Source organism: Novosphingobium sp. DS6-6 (assembly GCF_057784975.1).
Window position 1 is genome coordinate 142,327 of the sequence record NZ_JBYNTS010000005.1, and the last position, 19,716, is coordinate 162,042.

Below are 19,716 nucleotides of genomic sequence, written 5' to 3' on the forward strand. Positions count from 1 at the left end.
GATCCTTGTCTGTCAGGCATTCTGCGCGATGAACGCGCGCCAGCCGCCCAGCGTGGTGATATCTTGCGCGCCGGCGATTGCGCGCGGTTCCGCCACGAAACCCTTGACGCTGCTGCCGTCGGCCAGTGTTACCGTGCCGATTGCCAAGGGTGCCGGCACCTCGACGGTGAAGCTGCCGAATTCGGCAACGCCCAGCTCGTAGATTTCCACCGCGATCGCCGCGCCATTGGCAGCGTCGTGGATCAGCGCGGGCTTGGGGGGGACGCTGTCGGCCATGGCATAGAGCCGATAGGTGGGCGCGGTGGTCGTCGCTTCGACGAACGTGGCGTTGCGGCTGGTCAGTTGCCAATGCAGCGGCATGTCTTTGAGGTGAGCACCTACAACGGCGAGTTTCACGGTCTGCATCTTGCCCTCCAGATCGAGCGGGGGTGGGGGTGGCAGGGTTGCCACCTGAAGATAGGTGTCGGCCAGATCGAGCAGTGCGCGATCGCTGTCGGCCGGGCCGATCAGTGTAAGGCCAAAGCCGGTGGCATTGTGCCGCATGCCCGCCGGCACAGCGAGCGCGGCCATATCGAGCAGGTTGACGAAATTGGTATAGAATCCGAGGTTGCTGTTAAGCGGGATCGGCGCGGCAAGCAGTTCCGCCACGCGATAGGCCGTGCCCGTGGTGGGGAAGGCCAGCACATCGATTTCGTGCCATAACAGATCGACCTGGCGCTTCAATTCCGCCAGGCGATAGATCCCGTTGAACAGGTCCACCGCGCTCTGGCCCAGCCCCGGTTCCACCACGGCGCGAACGGTCGGATCGATGACAGCGGGATTTTCGGCGAGCAGGCCGGCCAGCGCTGCCGTGCGTTCGGCCACCCATGGCCCGCCGTAAAGCAGCATGGCCGCTTCCTGAAGGGGGGCATAGTCGATTTCGACCAGCGTGCCGATATCGGCCAGCCGCTGCAGCGCGCGATCATAGAGAAACGCGGACTCGGCATCGCCGAACCATTGCCGTTGACTGCCCCGGGGGACGCCGATGACGTGGCCGTCAAGCGTCTTGTCCGCCAGCGGTTTCGACCAGGGGTCAGCCGGGTCATAGCCCGCCACGATCCCGTCGATCAGACCCGCATCGGCCAGATCGGTAGTGAATGCCGATATGCAATCGAGCGAGCGGCAGGCCGGGACGAGCCCTTGCGTGGACCAGCGGCCCTTGGTGGGCTTCAGACCGAAAAGATGGTTGAAAGCGGCCGGGACTCGCCCGGACCCCGCGGTGTCGGTGCCCAAAGCAAAGGGAACGAGGCCCGCCGCCACGGCGACCGACGATCCCGAACTGGACCCGCCCGAAACATAGGCCAGATTGCTGGCGTTGCGCGGGATGCCATAAGGACTGCGCGTGCCGACAAGGCCCGTGGCGAACTGATCGAGATTGGTCTTGCCAACGCAGATCGCCCCTGCAGCCTCGAGCCGCGCCACCACCATGGCCGAGCGTTCGGGGCGGTAGGCGAAGGCAGGACAGGCAGCCGTGGTGGCCAACCCGGCCACATCAATATTGTCCTTGACCGCAAACGGCACCCCGGCAAGCGGCAGGCTCTCCCCCGCGGCAACGCGCGCGTCGACGGCACGGGCTGCAGACAGCAACGCATCGGACGCGGCCCGGCTGATCCACACCTGGGGTTGTACGGCATCATATGCGGCGATGCGCGCCAGCGTCTGTGCGGCCACATCGACGGCGCTCGTCTGCCGCGCGTTGACGGCGGCCGCGATTGCGGCGGCGGAAAGGCGGGGGGCCGGAACGCTCATTCGTGCCTCCGCAAGGCGAGCATCGGAGCGCCGGGTTGAAGCGCCTGCTTTTCCTGCATGTAAAGTGCGGCCACCACGCCGCTGCCAGGACTTTCCACCGCGCATTCCATTTTCATCGCCTCCAGCACGGCGATGGTGTCGCCTGCCTTCACCTCGTCGCCTTCGGCAACCAGCAATTTCCACACGCTGCCGCCGAACGGGGCTTCGACCAGATCGGCGCCCTGAGGCACCTCCACGCTGCCGACCACCGGCGCATCGGCAGCGGCAAGATCGGTCACGCGATCGAATTCGCCACGCTTCTGCCAATCGGCGCGTTCCGCTTCGAAAGCAGCCTGGCGACGTGCTTCGAAAGCGGCGATCTCGGCCGCGTTCGAAGCAAGGAACGCGCGATAATCGGCCAGGCGGAATTCCGACTGCTCGATCCTGATCGAACGGCGCCCGGCCGGGAAATCGCGGCGCCACTCGGCCAGTTCTTCGGCGCTGACCGGGTAGAAGCGGATCTGGTCGAAAAAGCGGAGCAGCCAGGGCTTGCCCTCGATGAACGCGTCGGTCTGGCGGTGGGTGTTCCACACCTGGATCGTGCGGCCGAATAGCTGGTAGCCGCCCGGCCCCTCCATGCCATAGATGCACATGTAGGCCCCGCCGATGCCCACCACGTTGGGCGGCGTCCAGGTGCGCGCCGGGTTGTATTTGGTGGTGACCAGGCGATGGCGGGGATCGACCGGCGTTGCCACCGGCGCGCCCAGATAGACGTCGCCAAGCCCCATGACCAGATAGCTGGCCTCGAATATCAGGTTTTCCACGGCTTCTGCATCAGGCAAACCGTTGATCCGCCGAATAAATTCTATGTTGTCGGGGCACCAGGGCGCATCGTCGCGCACAGCGCCGATGTATTTCTGGATGGTCTCTATCGTCGCGGGGTCGCGCCAACTGAGCGGCAGATGCACGATGCGCGAAGGGATCGTGAAATCCTCCAGATCGCCAAGCCGCTCTTCCGCCGCGATCAGAGCGGCCAGCATGGCCTGCTGATCCAGTCCGTGCCCATCGAAATGAACCTGCAGCGAACGGATGCCGGGCACCACGTCGATGACGCCGGGCATGGCCATGCGCTCAAGCTCGGTCATCAGCGCGTGAACCCGGATACGCAAAGCGATATCCAGCGTGATCGGCCCGTATTCGACCAGGATATTGCGGTCGCCCTGCTGGCGATAGACGGTACGGGGCCGCGTGCCCCGAGCGGCGATCTCCGTCAGGATGGGAGACAGCGTTTCGATTTCGCGCGCCGGGCGCAGGGCCGGGGCGATGCCTTTTTCCACCAGCGCGCGTTGCGCCGCATCGGCGGCCTGTGCATCCGCGATCGAGACCGGCACGAAGCGCAAGCGGTCTCCCGGCACGAGTTGTCCGATTTTCCAGCGATCGGCCGCGATGACCACGAACGGGCAGACGAAGCCACCCAGCGAAGGTCCGTCCGGCCCCAGGATTATCGGCATGTCGCCAGTGAAATCCACCGCCCCGATGGCATAGGGATTGTCGTGAATGTTCGACGGGTGCAAGCCCGCCTCGCCGCCGTCGGCCCGTGCCCATTGCGGCTTGGGGCCGATAAGGCGCACCCCGGTGCGGTTGGAATTGTAGTGCACCTGCCAATCGGCGCCCACGATCATGGCGATGTCTTCGTCGGTGAAGAAATCGGGTGCTCCGTGCGGGCCGTAAAGTACGCGCAGGGTCCACTCGCTGCCCATGGCCGGCAGATCGATCTGCGGCAGCGGCGCGGCGGTGGGGTCGCGCGCCAGATGGAGCACGTCTCCGGCCACCAGGCGGCGTGCGGCATGGCCGCCGAACTGGCCCAGCTCGAATGTCGCGCGGCTGCCCAGATAGGGCGCGATATCAAGGCCCCCCGCGATCAGCAGGTAGCCGCGCATGCCGCCGCCGCGGGTGCGGCCCATCGCCAGCGTCTGCCCGGCCAGCACTTCCACCGCCTGGCCGAGCGGTACCGGCGCGCCATCCAGCGTCGCGCCGAAATCGGCACCGACGAGGCAGATCCGCGCGGGTGCCCCAAAAGCGAGGGTAGGCCCGCTGTGCGTCATTTCCAGGCCGGCCGTGCCTTCCGGATTGCCCAGCAGGCGATTGCCCAGGCGGAATGACTGGTCGTCCATCGGCCCGGACGGCGGCACGCCCACCGCCCACAGGCGCTGGCGCCCCGGCCAGTCCTGTACCGTGGTGGCCGTGCCCCCGGCAATCACGCGCAGGCTCTGCGGGGCGAACGCGATGGCGCCGAGCGCCCGGGTGGAAACCTGGCCGCTCGTAAAGGTTTCGCTCGCCACCACTTCGCGCAGCCAGCGCACGTTCGTTTCTATGCCGTCAACGCGTGTTGCCGCCAGGGCCTGCTGCATCGCGGCCACGGCTGCGGCGCGGGTGGGGCCGTGCACGATAAGCTTGGCCAGCATGGGATCGTACCAGGCGCTGATTTCGGTTCCGGCGGAAACCCAGGTTTCGGTGCGGACGCCATCCGGAAAGGCCACCGCGGTAAGCATGCCGGACGTCGGCCGGTAATCCAGCGCCGGGTCTTCGGCATAGAGCCGCACCTGCACCGCATGGCCGGAAGGGGCAGGTGGCACGCGATCGAGAAACGCAAAATCGCCCGCGCCGCCGCGCACCATCCATTCCACCAGATCGATGCCCATGACCTCTTCGGTGACGCCGTGTTCCACCTGAAGCCGGGTATTCATTTCCAGAAAGAAGAATTCCGCCCGATCCGCATCGTAGAGAAACTCCACCGTGCCGGCGGAACGATAGCGCGCCGCCTGGCCCAGGCGGATGGCTGCCGCGTAGAGATCGGCACGCATGCTTTCGGGCAGCAGCGGGGCGGGCGCCTCCTCTATCACCTTCTGATTGCGGCGCTGCAGCGAACAGTCGCGCTCGCCCAGGGCGACGACGCGGCCCTTGCCGTCGCCGAAGATCTGCACTTCGATATGGCGCGCGCGGCGCACGTAGCGTTCCAGAAAGACGCCGGCATCGCCGAAGTTGCTCTGGCCCAGCCGCGCCACAGTCGCAAAGCCGGCGCGCACGTCCGCTTCGCTTTCGCACACCCGCATGCCGATCCCGCCGCCGCCCGCCGTGGCCTTGAGCATGATCGGATAGCCGATGGCCGCCGCCGCCGTGACGGCCTCGTCCTCGCTGGTCAGAAGATCGGTACCCGGTGCGAGCGGCACGCCGTGGGCCTTGGCCAGCGCGCGCGCGCTGTGCTTGAGGCCGAACGTGCGGATGTTGTCGGGCGTGGGGCCGATGAAGACGATCCCTGCCGCAGAGCAGGCATCGGCAAATTCGACGTTTTCGGCAAGAAAGCCATAGCCGGGATGGATCGCGCCCGCGCCCGTGGCCTTCGCCGCGGCGATGATTGCGGGAATGTTGAGGTAGCTTTCGCTGGCGCGCGCCGGGCCGATGCACACCGCTTCGTCCGCCAGGGCCACATGAGCCGATCCTTCGTCGGCCTGGGAATAGATCGCCACCGAGCGCAGACCCATGGCACGCAGGCTCCGGATGATCCGCGTGGCGATCGCGCCCCGGTTGGCGATGAGCACGGTATCGAACATCACGCCGTCACGATCATGCGCACGGGGGTCGGGTTGAAGGCGTTGCAGGGGTTGTTGATCTGGGGGCAGTTGGACACGACCACGATCACGTCCATCTCTGCCCGCAGGTCTACGGTCAGGCCGGGCGCGGAAATGCCATCCACGATACCCAGCGAGCCATCGGCCTCCACCGGCACGTTCATGAAGAAATTGATGTTGGGCACGATATCGCGCTTGCCGCGCCCTTCCCTGAGGTTGGCCTCCAGGAAGTTTTCCACGCAGGCGTGCTGCGATCTGGTGTGATGGCCATAGCGCAGCGTGTTGGACTCGCAGGAACAGGCGCCCCCGATGGTGTCGTGATATTCCACCGCGCTGGCAGTGATGGTCATCATCGCGCGGCCTTCGTTGGACAGGAGCACAGTGCCGGCGCGCAGGAACAGGTTGCCTTGCGCGGCGACGGTATCCTGCGCGGAGTAGCGCTCGGCATCGTCGGCCGCGCTGTAGATCAGGAAATCGACAGCCTGGTTGCCTTCGAGATCGACGATGCGCAGGCTCTGGCCCCTGGCCACGTGATGGAGCCAGGGCGCCCGCGCCGGCACGATCTCGTCATGCACGACGGCACCCGGCAGACTGCGGGCCTGGCGACCGGAAAGAGAGGGATCGCTCGACATGGGTTTCGGTCCTCTGCCTCAGCGGCGGAAAAAGTCTTCGACATTGAGAAAAGCGCGCAGGCCTTCGGGCGTGGCGTTGCGGACGGGATCCTCGGCTGGCGTAATCGCCCCGCGCCAGGCCGTGACCCGCAAAGGCGTGACCGTGTACGCGGGCCGTGGATCGAGCACATGGGGCACGTTGGCAAGTACCACGATCACGTCCATTTCCGCCCGCAGGACCACCCGGCGTCCGGGCGCGAACGGGCCGACCAGCGGCGTGATCGTGCCGTCGTCCTCGATGCGCGTACCTTTGAACAGATTGACGCAGGGATGGACGTCGCGCCGGCCCAGGCCATGCTTGGCCGCGCCCAGCAGAAAGCGGTCCCGCCCGCTGGGAAAATCCCCGCTGTTGCGCCCTTCCCCATACTTGGCTGCGTTGGTCGCCGCATTCGACGTTCCGCAAAAGCAGTCGTGCGTGCCGGCATCGTCCTCGACAATGCTCAACAGCACGCGGCCCATGTCCGACAGCAGCAGCTTGCCGGCGCCGAGATAGGCGTTCCACTGCACTTTGACGGTATCGGCCACATTCAGCCGTTCGGTGGGCATCGCCGCGTTGAAGACCTGCAGGCCGGCGCAGGCATCGCCCCTGGTATCGGTCAGGCGCAGTCGCGTGCCCCGCGCCAAGCTGCGCGTGGCATAGCCGCCAGCGGCAATCGTTTCCTCCCACACCAGGTCGGCGGGATCGATGCCCGCCGGCAGGTCGTTTGCCACAGGGGGCAGCACCGGCATGGCTTCCACCACCGTGCCGCCCATGCTGCGCGCATGATCGCGTGCGGCAAGCGGGTTTGCCAGAGCGGTGGCGCCGGCGGGGGAACTGGGTGTTTCGGTCATGCGGCGGCTCCGTCGGCCGTGCTCGTGCCGTGATCCTGCACATAGATCGGCGGAAGCAAGGCCGTGGTGGTGACGAGTTCGAGCTGCTGGACGCCGCGCACCCGGCGCAGCGCGTCGGAAAGTTCCTTCAGCCTTATGGCTGGTCCCTGAACCAGCAGGACCTCGAGCGACTGGTCGTCTTCCAGGAAGACATGCTGGGCAGAGATCACTTCCTTCAGGTAATCGGCCTGGGTCTGCGCCAGTTGGTGGCGGACGCGGCCGCGATCGCCGCGATAGACGAGGGTGATCGTGCCCGCGAGCATCTCGTCGGGACGGGTCAAGGCCTCGTGCTCGGCCAGGGCATGGCGGATCAGCTCGGCGATCAGCTGGGAGCGTGAGGGCAGTTGCCGTTCTTCCACCATCATGTCCAGCTTGCGGAACAGATCGGCCGGCAAGCTCATGCTCAGCCGGGCCAGGGTGGCGGGTTCGTTGCTCATGCAGGGTCCTCTCGTTTCATACGGCCACCTTTTGCGGTGGCATCTTGTCATCCTCGGCAGCGGTGTCGGCCGCTTTGTCGTCGCCGCGCGGCCGTAACGGGAGGTCGTAGACTATGGTCGCCCCATATCGGTGCGGCGCGTGGGGATCGTTGCGACGCTTGTCGAGCGCAAGGACCCGCGTGCCGAGGGCAAACGCCTCGCGGATATCGTGCGTCACCATGATCACGGTGAGCGCATGTTCGCGCCACAGCTGGCGGATCAGCAGGTGCATGTCGGCGCGGATGCCGGGATCGAGTGCGCCGAACGGTTCGTCGAGAAGAAGGATGCGCGGCCGCTTGAGCAGGGCCTGGGCAATCGCCAGCCGCTGCTGCATCCCGCCTGACATCTGGGCGGGATAAAGATCCAGCGCATCGGCAAGGCCCACTGCGGCAAGCATCGCGCCCGCTTCTTCCCGCGCGGCGCGCCTGGCCTTGCCGAAAAGGCGCGCCAGCAAGGGGGAACCGGCACATTCCAGGCCGAAGAGCGTGTTCTGCAGTGCCGTGAGGTGCGGAAACACGGAATAGCGCTGAAAGACCACGCCGCGATCCGGGCCGCTTTCCGGGGGCAATACCGCACCGGCCAGGTGGATCGTGCCGCGGCTTGGCGCTTCCTGGCCCAGTACCAGCCGCAACAGGCTGCTTTTGCCCGCGCCGGACGGGCCGACGATGGAGACGAAGCTGCCGGCCGCCACATCCAGATTGATCTTTTCGAGAACGATCTTGTCCCCGAATTCGACCCAGACATCGCGAAGCGAGAGGAGCGCGGTCAACGGCCTGCTCCATGTGCCCAGGGAAACAGGCGGCGGCTTGCCAGGGACAAGACAAAATCCATGGCAATGGCCAGGAACGCGATCCATGCCACATAGGGAATGATCACGTCCATCGACAGGTACCGCCGTACCAGGAAGATGCGATAGCCAAGGCCGGTATCCGAAGCGATCGCTTCGGCCGAGATAAGGAATACCCAGGCCGGCCCGAGCGCCAGGCGCACGGCCTGGATCAAACGCGGCATGGCCTGGGGCAGCGCCACGCGGATCATGATCTGCCAGCTTCCGGCTCCAAGCGTCTGCGCCTTGATAATCTGTTCGCGCGGCAGACTGGCGATATGATCGGTGATGTCGCGAATCATTGCCGGGGCGATTCCGATCACGATCAGCGCCACCTTGGCCGTTTCGCCCAGGCCCAGCGCGATGAACAGGATCGGCAGCAGGGCGATCGGCGGGATGACCGCGATGGCCGTGACCAGCGGCCCCAACGTGGCCCTGACCGGCGGCAGAACGCCCAGCACGAGCCCTGCCACCAGCGTGCCCGCCGTGGCCAGTCCCAGACCAAGGCCCAGTCTTTGCAGGCTGGCAAAGGTATCCGTCCAGAACAGCAGATTTCCCGAAAGCGGATCGGCCTGGAACAGCAAGGTGGAAAGGGCGCGGGCCATGGCATCGGGCAGGGGCAGGATCTTGTCCGAGGGGTTTAGCGCGTGGCGCTGCGCCGCTAGAACCAGATAGACCACCAGCAGCGCCAGAATCGGGAACGCCCCGGCAATCAGCCTGTCATTGCGACGCATTTTTCGGTTGACCCACCGCATGGTGTGCATCCCTTTCGAAACGGCTGGAGCACCGACCGCGCGAGTGCTTCGTGCACTCCTCGCGATCGTTCCCGTCAAAGCTTCCCGGCAGCCGCCAATTTCATGAAACTGTCATCGAAGCGCAGCGTGACGTGCGCCGGATCGCCCAGCGTTTTGCCGCCCGGAAAAGCGATGCCGACCGCATCAGGCGAACCGGCCCCTTTGAACAGGCCCTTGGAAAAGCTGAAATCCCGCACGCGCGTCATGTTGGCAACCAGCGCCGGGCTTTGCGTGGCGGCAACCGCGGCCTGAGGATCGGTATAAAGAAAGGTCGTGGCGAGCTGGCCGTCGAAGGCCTGCGGGCTCGCCCCGGCCAGCCGCGCCATGGCCGCGCGCGCCTGCCTGCCCTGTTCATCCTGTCGCTTCATCAGCGCGACGGTTTCGTACCATATGCCCGCCAACGCCTTGCCGAGATCGGGATTGGCCTTGAGCGTGGCCGTATCGACCACCATGAGATCGAGGATTTCGCCCGGCACCTGCGCCGAGGAGAAGACTTCGGTGGCGCCCCGTTGCCCCCGCATGACCGAGAGCTGCGGATTCCAGGCGACGGCGGCCTGGGCATCGGGGCTTGAAAAAGCACCGACGATATCGGCGTCGGACGTGTTGACCGTCTTGACGTCGCTGAGCGAAAGCCCGGCCGTGCCAAGCGCGCGGGCGAGCAGGTAGTGCGACACCGAAAGCTCGACCAGATAGACCTGCTTGCCTTTCAAGCCGGCCACGGAGGTGGCGCCTTTGAGCAGCACGCCGTCGTTGCCGTTGGAATAGTCGCCGACAATGACAGCGCTGGTATCCTTGCCGCTTGCGGCCGGGATCGTCAGCGCGTCCATGTTGGCCACGGTTACCCCGTCGAACTTGCCAGCGGTATACTGGTTCACGGATTCGACGTAGTCGTTCACCTGGACGATATTGATCTTGATCCCGTATTTATCGGCCCATTTCTTTACGATACCGGCCTGTTGGGCATAAGGCCAAGGCATCCAGCCGGCGTAGATCGACCAGCCGATGTTGAATTCGGTTTTCTTGCTGGCGCCGGCGTCGGGGCCGGGCGAACATGACGCCAGTATCAGCGCACTTGCCGCTAGGGCGATCCTGGCTGCCATGCCGATCGTCTTCATTGTGATTCGTGCCCCTTTCGCAACGCACCATTGCGAGAAAGCGTTATCCTGTCCATGGAAAAATATTACTCACCTCGTATTCTGTAATAACATTTTGCGGAATGCACATACTCCGGGCCTGACTGCGATTGCACCCGGGCCAGCGTGGCTTGGCCAACGACGCGATAGCGGGCCGGTCGTTGCAAGGGTTGCACGGTATCTTCTGCCACATCGTGATCACAATCCGCGCCATGGCGATTCGCGATTCGGATTCGCGCGGTTGCCGCAATGGTGCGATCGGGTGGCGGGATCAAACTTTGCGCCAAGCCAGAATCACGCCACCCTTTTGCTGCATTCGCGAACAAAGTGGCGGCTTTCTGCGGCTTGACGCAGTGCCTTTCATACTTCCACCCGGCAAAATTATTACGCTTGACCGCTTATGTAATATCGGTACCGTGAAGGAGTCGAAAGTTCAGGGCGACACAAAATAAATCAAGTCCGGATCGTGGTTCCCACGCCGCATGCGGCGCGGGCGAAGGGAAATAGTGCCAATTCTGAGCGCGGCGGACAAAGGCAGGCTATCTGCCATCAGCCGCCTGGGTCTGCGCTGTTTCCCCCAATCCCAACGGTCTTGATCTGCACGAGCAAGCACCGCCGCTCCGTCGCGCATGCCCGCAGGGCTGCTGCAGCGGGAAGCCGGGATTACCTGCTTGTCAAACTGCGATGCCAGGTCGGCAAGCGGCCGGCATCGGCCCGGCTCGGGAGGCCGGTGATTGGGGAAGGATGTCACAAGGCACGGCTTGTTGAAAACAGAGCGAGGGGCTGACGTGACCAAGCGATATTTCCGAACCAAACTGCTGGGGGCAACCATCCTGCTCGGCTGCGCGGCAATGCCAACCTTGGCCCATGCCCAGGCCGCACCGGAAGCAGACGCTGTACCGAGTCCCGACGCCGATTCCGGCGCTGACGGCAACTACATCGTGGTCACTGCAACACGGCGCGCAACCACCGTGCAGGACGCGCCGATCAACATCACCGCGGTCAGCGCGCAGGACCTTGCCCGCCAGCGTATCGACGATGTGCGATCGCTTGCCGCGTTCACCCCCGGCATGACGGTTATCGACACCGGGCCGACATCCACCGGCCGGATCGTGTTGCGCGGCATCAGTTCGGCCGATTCCAGCGTCGAAGGCTCGAATGAAAACAGCGCCGTAGGCGTCTATCTGGGCGAAGTGCCGCTCTATCTCGATTTCAAGCTGCTCGACATCGACCGGGTGGAAGTGCTGCAAGGCCCACAGGGCACGCTTTATGGGCTGGGCACGCTGGCCGGCGCGGTGCGCTATATGCCCAACCGGCCCGATACGAACAATTTCACCGCCGATCTGCATGGCCGCTGGTTTGGCCAGAGTCACAGCAGCCAGGCCGGGGTGAATGCCGATGGCACGATCAACGTGCCGATCGTGCAGGATCATATCGCGCTGCGCAGCGTGGTCGGCTATTACGAAAACCCCGGTTTCATCGACTACAACTACCTGCTGCGAGAGCCCGGGGTTTCCGATCCCCAGCCGGTACGCGGCAATACGGCAGCCGAAGGCAGCTTTGGCACGCCCGCGCAACGGGCGGCCAATTTCTATTCGAAGAAGGATGCCAACTACGAACGCACGTTCACCACGCGCAACCAGTTGCTGCTGCAAGCCAATCCGGATCTCAAGCTATACCTGACCTATGCCCACCAGACCACCAAGACGGAGGGTGTGCAGGCCACCGGAGCGGGCGTTCTGGGTACCGGCAGATACGAAGCACCGTGGCGCTATCTCGAGCCGACCGATCGTTCGTCGGATCTCTATGCGGCAGAGATCAATGCCAATGCGTTCGACGTGGCGCAACTCGTTGCCACCACGGCCTTCACCAACCAGACGATCTATCGGCAGCGCGATAATACCGACCTGCTGCTGGACCTGGACTATGGCTACGAAGCATTTCCGGAATTCTCGTCTTACAACACATCGGCCGTGAAGTATCGTCAGTTCAACCAGGAAGTTCGCCTGGTTTCTACTCATGGCGGCCCGTTTAGCTGGGTGGTGGGCGGTTTTTACAACAACTTGCGCTATGGTTCGCAGTACCGCGAATATGTGCCGGGCTATCCGGACTGGGCGGGAATCTATCGGCCCGACAATCTGGAATACATGTCGTTCGTCAACACCCGGACCAAGGAAAAGGCTGCCTATGGCGAAGGCTCGTTCCAGATCACCCCGGCCTGGCAGGTCACCGGCGGGCTTCGCTATTTCAAGTATGACGCCTTTGCCGAAGGTGGCACCGATACGCCGCTGACCAGAGGCGGCCAGCGCCGCACGCCCTATCCCCTGGTGCGCTTCGATCCCAGCCGGATCAGATCGGGCAGCACGGGCAAGGATGGCGTCGTCTGGAAAGCGAACACGTCTTACAAGTTCAGTCCCGACCTCTTGGTCTATTTCACTTACAGCACGGGCTATCGCACCGGCAACGTGAACCGCGTGGCGCAGTGCGTGCTCGAGCCCAACGGCCAGTTGCCACCCGGCCAGAACGTCTGCGCCCTGCCCAACGAGCTGGCTTTCGGCCCCGACAAGACGCGCAACCGCGAGCTTGGCGTCCGTGGCGCGCTGTTCGACAAGAAGCTGCAATTCACCTTGTCGGGCTTTATCGTGAACTGGACCGATGTGCAGGTGCCCAGCCAGACCGTGAACGGCGCGGTGGGTATCACTGTCAACGGCGGGAAGGCAATTTCGAAGGGCATCGATTTTTCCGGCCACCTCAAAGTTACCCCGCGCCTTACCATCGATGGTACCTTTTCCTATAATGACGCGCGCTTGAGCGAGGATGCACCGGGCATCGTTGTCAGCGACGGCGTGAACTATGACGCCTATGCCGGTGATCGCCTGCCGGGTTCGACCAAGCATTCGGGCAGCCTGGGCGCGACATACATGTATCCGCTGCCCGATGGCCACGATATCGAGGCAAGCTGGGCGGCGACCTACACGGGAAATATCTATTCCCGCGTCGGCCTGCGCGGCAACGGCGAAGTCATTCCGGCCTATACCACGCACCGCGCATCGCTGACCTATCATGGCGGCATGGTCGACGTGAGCGTTTACGCCGACAACATCTTCGACAAGTATGCGGTCACCGCCATAGGCAACGATCGCAGTTCCTATAATCGCACCCGTAGCGGCGTGGTGGAGCGTTACTATTCCCAAGGTGTCTTGACACCGCGCAGGGTAGGGCTCGAACTGCGGTTCCGGTACCGGTGATAACTTGGTGGACCGGCCAGCAGCAGTGCGGGGCCGGTCCACCCGCTGCCAGAGGCCCAAGTGTTCCGTGATCCCAGATCGCAAGGATAGATTGGATCGATGACATGAAGCCGCGGTTGATCGGGCTGATTCCTCCCGCCACGCTTTTGGCGGTCATTCTGTTCTGGGCCTATGCGCCCAGGGCAATCGTCAGCTTTCCATGGACGCTGACGATCGTGACGGCCGTCGTTTCGGTATGGATATTGGCGCTGGAATGGCTGTTCGAGCGTCACGAGGGCTGGCGCCTGAACCGGCGCGAGTTTTTCACCGACCTGTTCTATGCCCTGCTCATGGTTACGGTGATTTCCTGGGCGACGGACTTTTTCGCCGATGCCCCGCTCAAGGCGGCCAAGGCCAACCTCGGCCTTGCCACTCCCTGGCTTCAACAGTTGCCGTTTGTGGCACAGGTGGGTCTGATTTTCTTTCTGTTCGAATTCGGACAGTACTGGATGCATCGCGCAATGCACAACTGGCAGCCACTCTGGCTCACGCATGCGCCGCATCATCATATCACCCAGCTCAACGCCCTCAAAGGCTATGTCGGCAATCCGCTGGAATTGTTCCTCATCAGCCTCGGGGTGATTGCACTGCTGGACTTCAGTTCCGTGGCGATCCTGTGTGCGGCGAGCGTTGGCAGCGTCGTGTCGGGCTTTGCCCATGCCAACGTCAAGGCCGATCCCCCGCCGTTCTATTCCTTTTTCTTTACGACCATCCGCCATCACAGCCTGCATCATTCGGTCGGCTATGAGGAAACGCGCTGCAACTATGCCAATTCGATGATCCTGATCGATCGCGTGCTGGGCACCTATCGCGAAGGCGAGGGCATTCTGGTGGGGCAGGGCGAGCGCCGCCGGCTGTCGATCAAGGAACAATTCCTGTTCCCCTTCGTCCCGCTGCTCGCGGCGATCAAGGCCCGGCGCGCTTCTCCCGAAGCGACGGGGCCCTGAGGCCGACGTGGCGACGCTTGCCGGCCCTGGACGTCTTTCAAGGGGGATAATGGCCACACCGCCGGATCAGGGGGTTGCCGTTGCGCGCGGTGCGCTTGGGCAGGGCGATCTCCCTGCCGCGGCGCGTGCCGCGCAAAGCGTGCTGGCGCAAACGCGCGATCACGCCGAAGCACTTTTTCTGCTGGGCCTGGCCCGGGCCGGCATGGGCCAGGTGCGCGATGGAATTGCCGGCATCGCGGCGGCCGTGGCGCGCGATCCGCAAGGCGAATATCGCGCGCAACTGGCACGCCTGCTGATCATGACCCGGCAGGACGGCGCGGCGGCGCAAACGCTGGCCGATGCGGAAGGCGCCCTGCCCGACGATGCGCTCAGCCGCGATACGATGGGTTGCGTCTATGCGCGGTTGGGCAATCATGCCGCTTCGCTGCCGCACTTCGCTTATGCCGTGGCACGCGATCCGGACAACATCGAGTATCGCTATAACCAGGCCGCCGCGCTCAATTTCATCGGCCGGGTCGAAGAGGCGGAAGCCACGCTCGAGCACCTCCTCATTCTGACGCCGGGCCATGGCCGCGCCCACCATCTGCTGGCCAGCCTCAAGCGGCAAAGCGCCGATGCCAACCACGTGCCGCGCCTGCGCACACAGCTTGCTTTCGCAGCCGATCCGCGTGACCGTCTGCTTCTGGGCTATGCCCTGGCCAAGGAACTCGACGATCTTGGCGAATGGGACGCAGCGTTTGCCGCGCTTGCCGCGGCCAATGCGCAACATCGTGCGCGCCTTCCCTATCGGTTCGAAAGCGATGCGGCCAATTTCGACGCCATCGAAGCGGCGTGGCCGGCCGTTGCGCGCGCGCCGGTTTCCAGCCCTGCCGCCGAAGCGCCGATCTTCGTGATCGGGATGCCGCGCACGGGCACGACGCTGGTCGATCGCATTCTGTCGTCGCACCCGGAGGTGGAAAGCGCGGGCGAACTGCAGGCCATGCCCTTGGCGGTCAAGCACGCCGCGGGCACGCGAACGCGCAACGTCCTCGATCCGGAAACGGTGCTGGCGCTGGCCCGGGCCGACCTGGGCACGGTAGGCCATGATTATCTTGCCCGCGCCCGTCATCACCGCCGCGATCCGGCTTCCCGCTTCATCGACAAGTTTCCCGGCAACTTTCACTATGCCGGGGTGATTGCCCGGGCTCTTCCCCAGGCGCGCATCGTCTGCCTGCGCCGTCATCCGATGGACACGGTGCTGAGCAACTTCCGCAACCTTTTCGCCATTACCTCGCGCTATTACGATTACAGCTACGATCTGCTTGATATCGCGCGATATTATGCACGCTTCCATCACCTGATGGCGTTCTGGCAGGCTGCGCTGCCGGGGCGCGTTCTTGAAATATCCTATGAAGACCTGGTGGCCGACCAGGAAGGCACGACCCGGCGTCTGCTGGCCCATTGCGGCCTGGGCTGGGATGCCGCCTGTCTCGATTTTCACCGCAATGCCGCGCCCGTGGCCACCCCCAGCGCCGCGCAGGTGCGCCGCCCGATCTACCGCGACGCGGTTGCGCGGTGGCGCCGGCACGAAGACGCGCTCGCTCCGGTCGCGGCACTTTTCGCCCAGGAAGGGATCACAGTTCCGTGAGCATCGACCGGCAGGCACATGGTTGGTCAGCCCCGCTTCGGCCCGGCGCAAGCCGTCCGGTTTCCCCGATCAGCCTGCGCATTAGCACCTGCAATATGGTATGGACGAAGCATCGGATCCGTATTACCATTCTTCGAAGTAGTATTACTGACGCGGGTACCCAGGTATTACGAGGACAGGCAGATGGAAGGCATTCGGGTCGGCAAGCGGTTCATAGGCACCCAGTCACCGGTCATCGTGGGATGGGAAAACATCCCGCGCGTGGAAGGTGGGCCGTTCAAACGCTTTTTCTTCACCTATTTTCAGCCCGCCGTCCTGTTCGCTTTGATTCTGTTCTGGTACTATGCTCCCAATTCCATCGCCAAAGCTTCGACCGCAATCGGTATTGGCATCGGCTTTCGTGTGTTTCTCATGGGCCTGGAATTTGTCTTTCCCCGCCATGAGAGCTGGCGGTTGACCTGGAAAGAAGTGGCCACCGATCTGTTTTACGTGGGCCTGGGCTATACCGTTTTGCGCCTTGTCGACGGTTTTATCGGCTCCGACGTGATGGTCGGTGCCATTCAGGACACCTTTCATCTGAAAAGTTTCGACTGGTTTATCGGGCTGCCGATATTGCTTCAGGCTTTCGCGATTTCATTCATTTTCGATTTCGGGCAGTACTGGATGCACCGCGGCATGCATAACTGGTATCCGCTTTGGCTGCCCCACTCGGTGCATCACTACATTACCCAGCTCAATATCAACAAGGGCGCCGTGGGCAACCCGATCGAGCTGTTCCTCATCGGGCTGGGTATCGGCGGATTTTTCGATTTCGTGCCGCGCGCGTTCCTGCTGGCAGGGGCGATCGGGCTGGCTGTGGGCAGCTACCAGCATATCAACGTGCGGTTCAATTCGCCACGTTGGTGGCGATTCCTGTTCCATACCACCGAACATCACAGCCTGCACCATTCGCAGGATTTCGAAGCGACGCGCAGCAACTATACCAATACTTACATTTTCATCGACCGTATCTTCGGCACGTGCATCGATGGCGAAGCCGAACTGCTGGGCATGGAGGGTGGCCGCCGGATGGGCCTGCGCGAGCAGATGACTTTCCCTTTCACCGAAGGCTGGCGCGCTATCAAGGGCAAGTTCACAAGCCGACCGATGCACGATACCGCTGCGATCCCGGCTGAATGACCAACGCAGCGGCTTTTCCCGCCCCGCTTCGAAAACCGGTCATGAACCTGCGTTTCGTAGATTGGATCTGGCACGTCCGCGGCAGCATCGACCTGCCCCCCGAACGGACCGGCGAGGATGCCCTGGCCGCGATCGAGCCGTTGCTGCGTGAGCCCGGCACCTATCAGGAGCGCAGCGGCGATGCCTTGCGCTTCACCAAGAAAGATCCCGCTGCGCAAGACAAGCTGGCAGTATTCGAACGCGGCCTGTTGCAACTGGAACAAGGAAGCGCCGGCTCGGTACTGCGCTATCACCTGGTCAGCCGTGCGCTGCTGCTTTGTTTCCTTGCTCCGCTGCTGTTCCTGGCCTTTGCGCAACTCACGGTGACGATAGGGCACTGGAAGCAAACGTCGGCGGCAGAGGCGGCAAAGGGCAAGACTGTCAAGAAGGACGCCAAGAAGGACCGGGTTCTACCAATGAACCCGATCGACAAGGCACTGGGCGCACCCCCCCCGGAGAAAAATGGCAAGAAGCCCGACCGCAAGGGCGACAGGTATTCCCCCACGGCCGCTTATGTCTTCGCCGGCTTGTTCGCCCTGCTCTATGTTATCGGGCGCATTCTGGAAGCCCGCCTGGTGAAAGCGCGGCTGCGCAAGAGCCTGCTGCTCGAACAGGAGTCCAAACGCCGGTGACCCGGGCAAGCACGCCGATCTGACATGCCAGAAACGCGAAGCCGGCGACAGCGATCGCAAGCTCCGCGCGACAGCGATCGCAAGCTCCGGTCGCCAGCCTCGAAAGGCATGACGGGTTCGGCGAGCGGCAGATGTCGGGGGCTGTCCAGACGCGGGCGAACGTGCGCGGACAGGAAAATGGAGCGGGTGAAGGGAATCGAACCCTCGTATTCAGCTTGGGAAGCTGCTGCTCTACCATTGAGCTACACCCGCAAGGTGTTATAAAAAATCAGAAATTTTGCCAAAATCGGCAAGCCTTCCAACATTTTTCCAACAAGCCTTCCAACATCGTGCCTGCCGGAGCCGTGCGGCTAGCCGATTCGCGCGCAAAAGGGAAGCCTAGGAAGGCTTCCCCTGCTGGCCTCGCAGCGCGTGATCAAAGCGCCTCTTCGGTGAGGATCAGCGAGATATCGAGCACCGGCGCATTCGCCACGGAAAGGTTGCCGCCGGGGATGAAGAGCGAGAGATATTCGGTCGCGCCGTTCAGCACGATGCCCTTTTCGTTCTGCCAGGTATACTGGTTGATCCAGCGGTCGACCGCGCCATTGTTGGCCGGCGCCACGTTCAGGCGGCCGGCTTCGACAATCCCGCTGTTGCCGCCCAGCACGGCGCCCACCGCCGGCACGCCGGCGAACAGCGTCAGAACGGAGCCCGGGTTGGGATCGGCACTGTCGCGCTTGTGCAGCGTCGGCGTGCTGGGCGTCCCGCCCGTCGACGCGGCCGACCGGTGCACCAGCTGCAGCGGGATGTTCTGCGCGGCCGTGGCCGAACCACTCAGGATCAGCGCGCGGATCACCGTGCGCTTGCCTGCCGCCCCCTGGATCTGCAGAATATCCGTCGCGTTCGCCGGCAAGGTGATGCCCAGCACGGCATAGCTATAGGTCCAGCGCGTCGGATCGTTGTCCGCCATCGGAATGACGGGGCTCTTGTCCATCTTGTCCAGCACGCCGATCTGGCCGCCGCTTGCATATGGCCTGGTGACCATCGGTTATCTCCTCACTGTTGGTTCGGCTGATCGATCAGCCAGTTATGCAGACCTATGGCGTAGGCTGCCGTGTCGCTGCAGGCTTGCACGTCCCCTTCGGATACCACGACGGCACCCGCGGGCACGCTTTCGCGAAGTCCGGTATCGCCCGGCGGGCTGGCGGGGGCGGCGTTGCCGGCATAACGACCAGCGGTTGATGGGCACACGCGGTGAGCGGCAGCATAAGCAGCGCCGGCAGCGCGCGCAGCGTCCAGTTCCTTGGCATGTTCGGTTTCTCCCACGGCCGCCGCCATGCGCGACGCCGCTTCCTGGTGTTTCACGGCGTCCTGCCATTGCTTAGTCGCCGTGGCCTGGGCATCCTTGATCTTGGCCAGATCGTCGCGGGCGTTCTCTACGTCGGCTTTCAGCCCGGCGATCTCGATCGGCCAGACATGCAACCCCTCGATGCGCACGGTCTGGATGGCCAGCAGGCCCACCGCGATGCCGGCGATCGTCGACCAGCGGGGACCAAGCAGGCGATCGAGCCAGCCCAGCGCCTTGGCCAGCCAAAGGCCGATCATTTCGTCACCGCCATGGCATCCGGTACAGCATCGGCAAGCGCGGCGAGCTTCTTGGACCGGTCCCACGTCTTGAGCTGGCCCATGATGATCGGATATAGGCCGACGCCGACAGCAGCCAGCATCGCCGCCGTGTCGCCAGCCAGCCAGCCACGGCCCACGGCGAACGCGACAACCGGCGGCACGATCTGGCGTGCGGTTGTCCAAAGCTGCTCTGGCCACGGAGAGGCGGGCACGGTCATGGGTTCATCTTTCATC

General features: G+C 63.8%; 17 protein-coding genes and 1 tRNA gene. 6 read left to right on the forward strand and 12 right to left on the reverse strand.

Features of this window, described 5'->3' with window-relative positions; translation table 11 throughout:
- Positions 1 to 12: 12 nt before the first annotated feature.
- From atzF to AC3EDY_RS08045, 8 genes are all read right to left on the reverse strand, one after another.
- A complete protein-coding gene (gene atzF / locus AC3EDY_RS08010; RefSeq protein ID WP_488571959.1) occupies positions 13 to 1,788 on the reverse strand; it encodes an allophanate hydrolase in 1,776 nt (591 codons plus the stop codon).
- On the reverse strand, positions 1,785 to 5,381 hold the full coding sequence (gene uca / locus AC3EDY_RS08015) for an urea carboxylase (RefSeq protein WP_488571960.1): 3,597 nt from the start codon (positions 5,379 to 5,381) through the stop codon (positions 1,785 to 1,787). The genes atzF and uca overlap by 4 nt, the downstream gene beginning before the upstream one ends.
- A complete protein-coding gene (locus tag AC3EDY_RS08020; protein WP_488571961.1) occupies positions 5,378 to 6,028 on the reverse strand; it encodes an urea amidolyase associated protein UAAP2 in 651 nt (216 codons plus the stop codon). The genes uca and AC3EDY_RS08020 overlap by 4 nt, the downstream gene beginning before the upstream one ends.
- 18 nt (positions 6,029 to 6,046) lie before the next feature.
- On the reverse strand, positions 6,047 to 6,898 hold the full coding sequence (locus AC3EDY_RS08025) for an urea amidolyase associated protein UAAP1 (RefSeq protein ID WP_488571962.1): 852 nt from the start codon (positions 6,896 to 6,898) through the stop codon (positions 6,047 to 6,049).
- Positions 6,895 to 7,374 carry a CopG family ribbon-helix-helix protein gene (locus tag AC3EDY_RS08030; RefSeq protein ID WP_488571963.1) on the reverse strand — a complete coding sequence of 160 codons (480 nt, stop codon included), beginning with the start codon at positions 7,372 to 7,374 and terminating at the stop codon, positions 6,895 to 6,897. The genes AC3EDY_RS08025 and AC3EDY_RS08030 overlap by 4 nt, the downstream gene beginning before the upstream one ends.
- Positions 7,375 to 7,390: 16 nt before the next feature.
- Positions 7,391 to 8,182, reverse strand: a complete 792-nt coding sequence (locus AC3EDY_RS08035; protein ID WP_488571964.1) for an ABC transporter ATP-binding protein — start codon at positions 8,180 to 8,182, stop codon at positions 7,391 to 7,393.
- The gene (locus AC3EDY_RS08040) at positions 8,179 to 8,994 is read right to left on the reverse strand and encodes an ABC transporter permease (RefSeq protein ID WP_488571965.1); all 816 of its coding nucleotides are present in this window, start codon (positions 8,992 to 8,994) and stop codon (positions 8,179 to 8,181) included. Before AC3EDY_RS08040 ends, AC3EDY_RS08035 begins: the two co-directional genes overlap by 4 nt.
- Before the next feature lie 74 nt (positions 8,995 to 9,068).
- Positions 9,069 to 10,148: a putative urea ABC transporter substrate-binding protein gene (locus AC3EDY_RS08045; protein WP_488571966.1), complete on the reverse strand. Its 1,080-nt coding sequence runs from the start codon at positions 10,146 to 10,148 to the stop codon at positions 9,069 to 9,071.
- A gap of 149 nt (positions 10,149 to 10,297) precedes the next feature.
- On the opposite strand from AC3EDY_RS08045, the gene AC3EDY_RS08050 reads away from it, so the two are divergent.
- The 6 genes from AC3EDY_RS08050 (at position 10,298) to AC3EDY_RS08075 (ending at position 17,877) form a co-directional block, all read left to right on the forward strand.
- Entirely contained in the window at positions 10,298 to 10,618 is a 321-nt protein-coding gene (locus tag AC3EDY_RS08050; RefSeq protein ID WP_488571967.1) for a hypothetical protein, read from the forward strand.
- A gap of 336 nt (positions 10,619 to 10,954) precedes the next feature.
- Positions 10,955 to 13,414: a TonB-dependent receptor gene (locus AC3EDY_RS08055; protein WP_488571968.1), complete on the forward strand. Its 2,460-nt coding sequence runs from the start codon at positions 10,955 to 10,957 to the stop codon at positions 13,412 to 13,414.
- Between the two features lie 104 nt (positions 13,415 to 13,518).
- On the forward strand, positions 13,519 to 14,400 hold the full coding sequence (locus AC3EDY_RS08060) for a sterol desaturase family protein (RefSeq protein WP_488571969.1): 882 nt from the start codon (positions 13,519 to 13,521) through the stop codon (positions 14,398 to 14,400).
- Positions 14,401 to 14,449: 49 nt separating this feature from the next.
- On the forward strand, positions 14,450 to 16,027 hold the full coding sequence (locus AC3EDY_RS08065; RefSeq protein WP_488571970.1) for a sulfotransferase family protein: 1,578 nt from the start codon (positions 14,450 to 14,452) through the stop codon (positions 16,025 to 16,027).
- 183 nt (positions 16,028 to 16,210) lie between these two features.
- Positions 16,211 to 17,206, forward strand: a complete 996-nt coding sequence (locus tag AC3EDY_RS08070) for a sterol desaturase family protein (RefSeq protein WP_488572107.1) — start codon at positions 16,211 to 16,213, stop codon at positions 17,204 to 17,206.
- Between the two features lie 41 nt (positions 17,207 to 17,247).
- Complete coding sequence (locus AC3EDY_RS08075) at positions 17,248 to 17,877, forward strand: hypothetical protein (protein ID WP_488571971.1); 630 nt, start codon at positions 17,248 to 17,250, stop codon at positions 17,875 to 17,877.
- A gap of 178 nt (positions 17,878 to 18,055) precedes the next feature.
- Here the strand turns inward: AC3EDY_RS08075 and AC3EDY_RS08080 are convergent.
- From AC3EDY_RS08080 to AC3EDY_RS08095, 4 genes are all read right to left on the reverse strand, one after another.
- Positions 18,056 to 18,129 (reverse strand) — tRNA-Gly (locus tag AC3EDY_RS08080).
- A gap of 163 nt (positions 18,130 to 18,292) precedes the next feature.
- Entirely contained in the window at positions 18,293 to 18,901 is a 609-nt protein-coding gene (locus AC3EDY_RS08085) for a hypothetical protein (RefSeq protein WP_488571972.1), read from the reverse strand.
- Between the two features lie 11 nt (positions 18,902 to 18,912).
- The gene (locus AC3EDY_RS08090) at positions 18,913 to 19,461 is read right to left on the reverse strand and encodes a hypothetical protein (RefSeq protein WP_488571973.1); all 549 of its coding nucleotides are present in this window, start codon (positions 19,459 to 19,461) and stop codon (positions 18,913 to 18,915) included.
- The gene (locus AC3EDY_RS08095; RefSeq protein WP_488571974.1) at positions 19,458 to 19,715 is read right to left on the reverse strand and encodes a hypothetical protein; all 258 of its coding nucleotides are present in this window, start codon (positions 19,713 to 19,715) and stop codon (positions 19,458 to 19,460) included. Before AC3EDY_RS08095 ends, AC3EDY_RS08090 begins: the two co-directional genes overlap by 4 nt.
- Position 19,716: the final 1 nt, after the last annotated feature.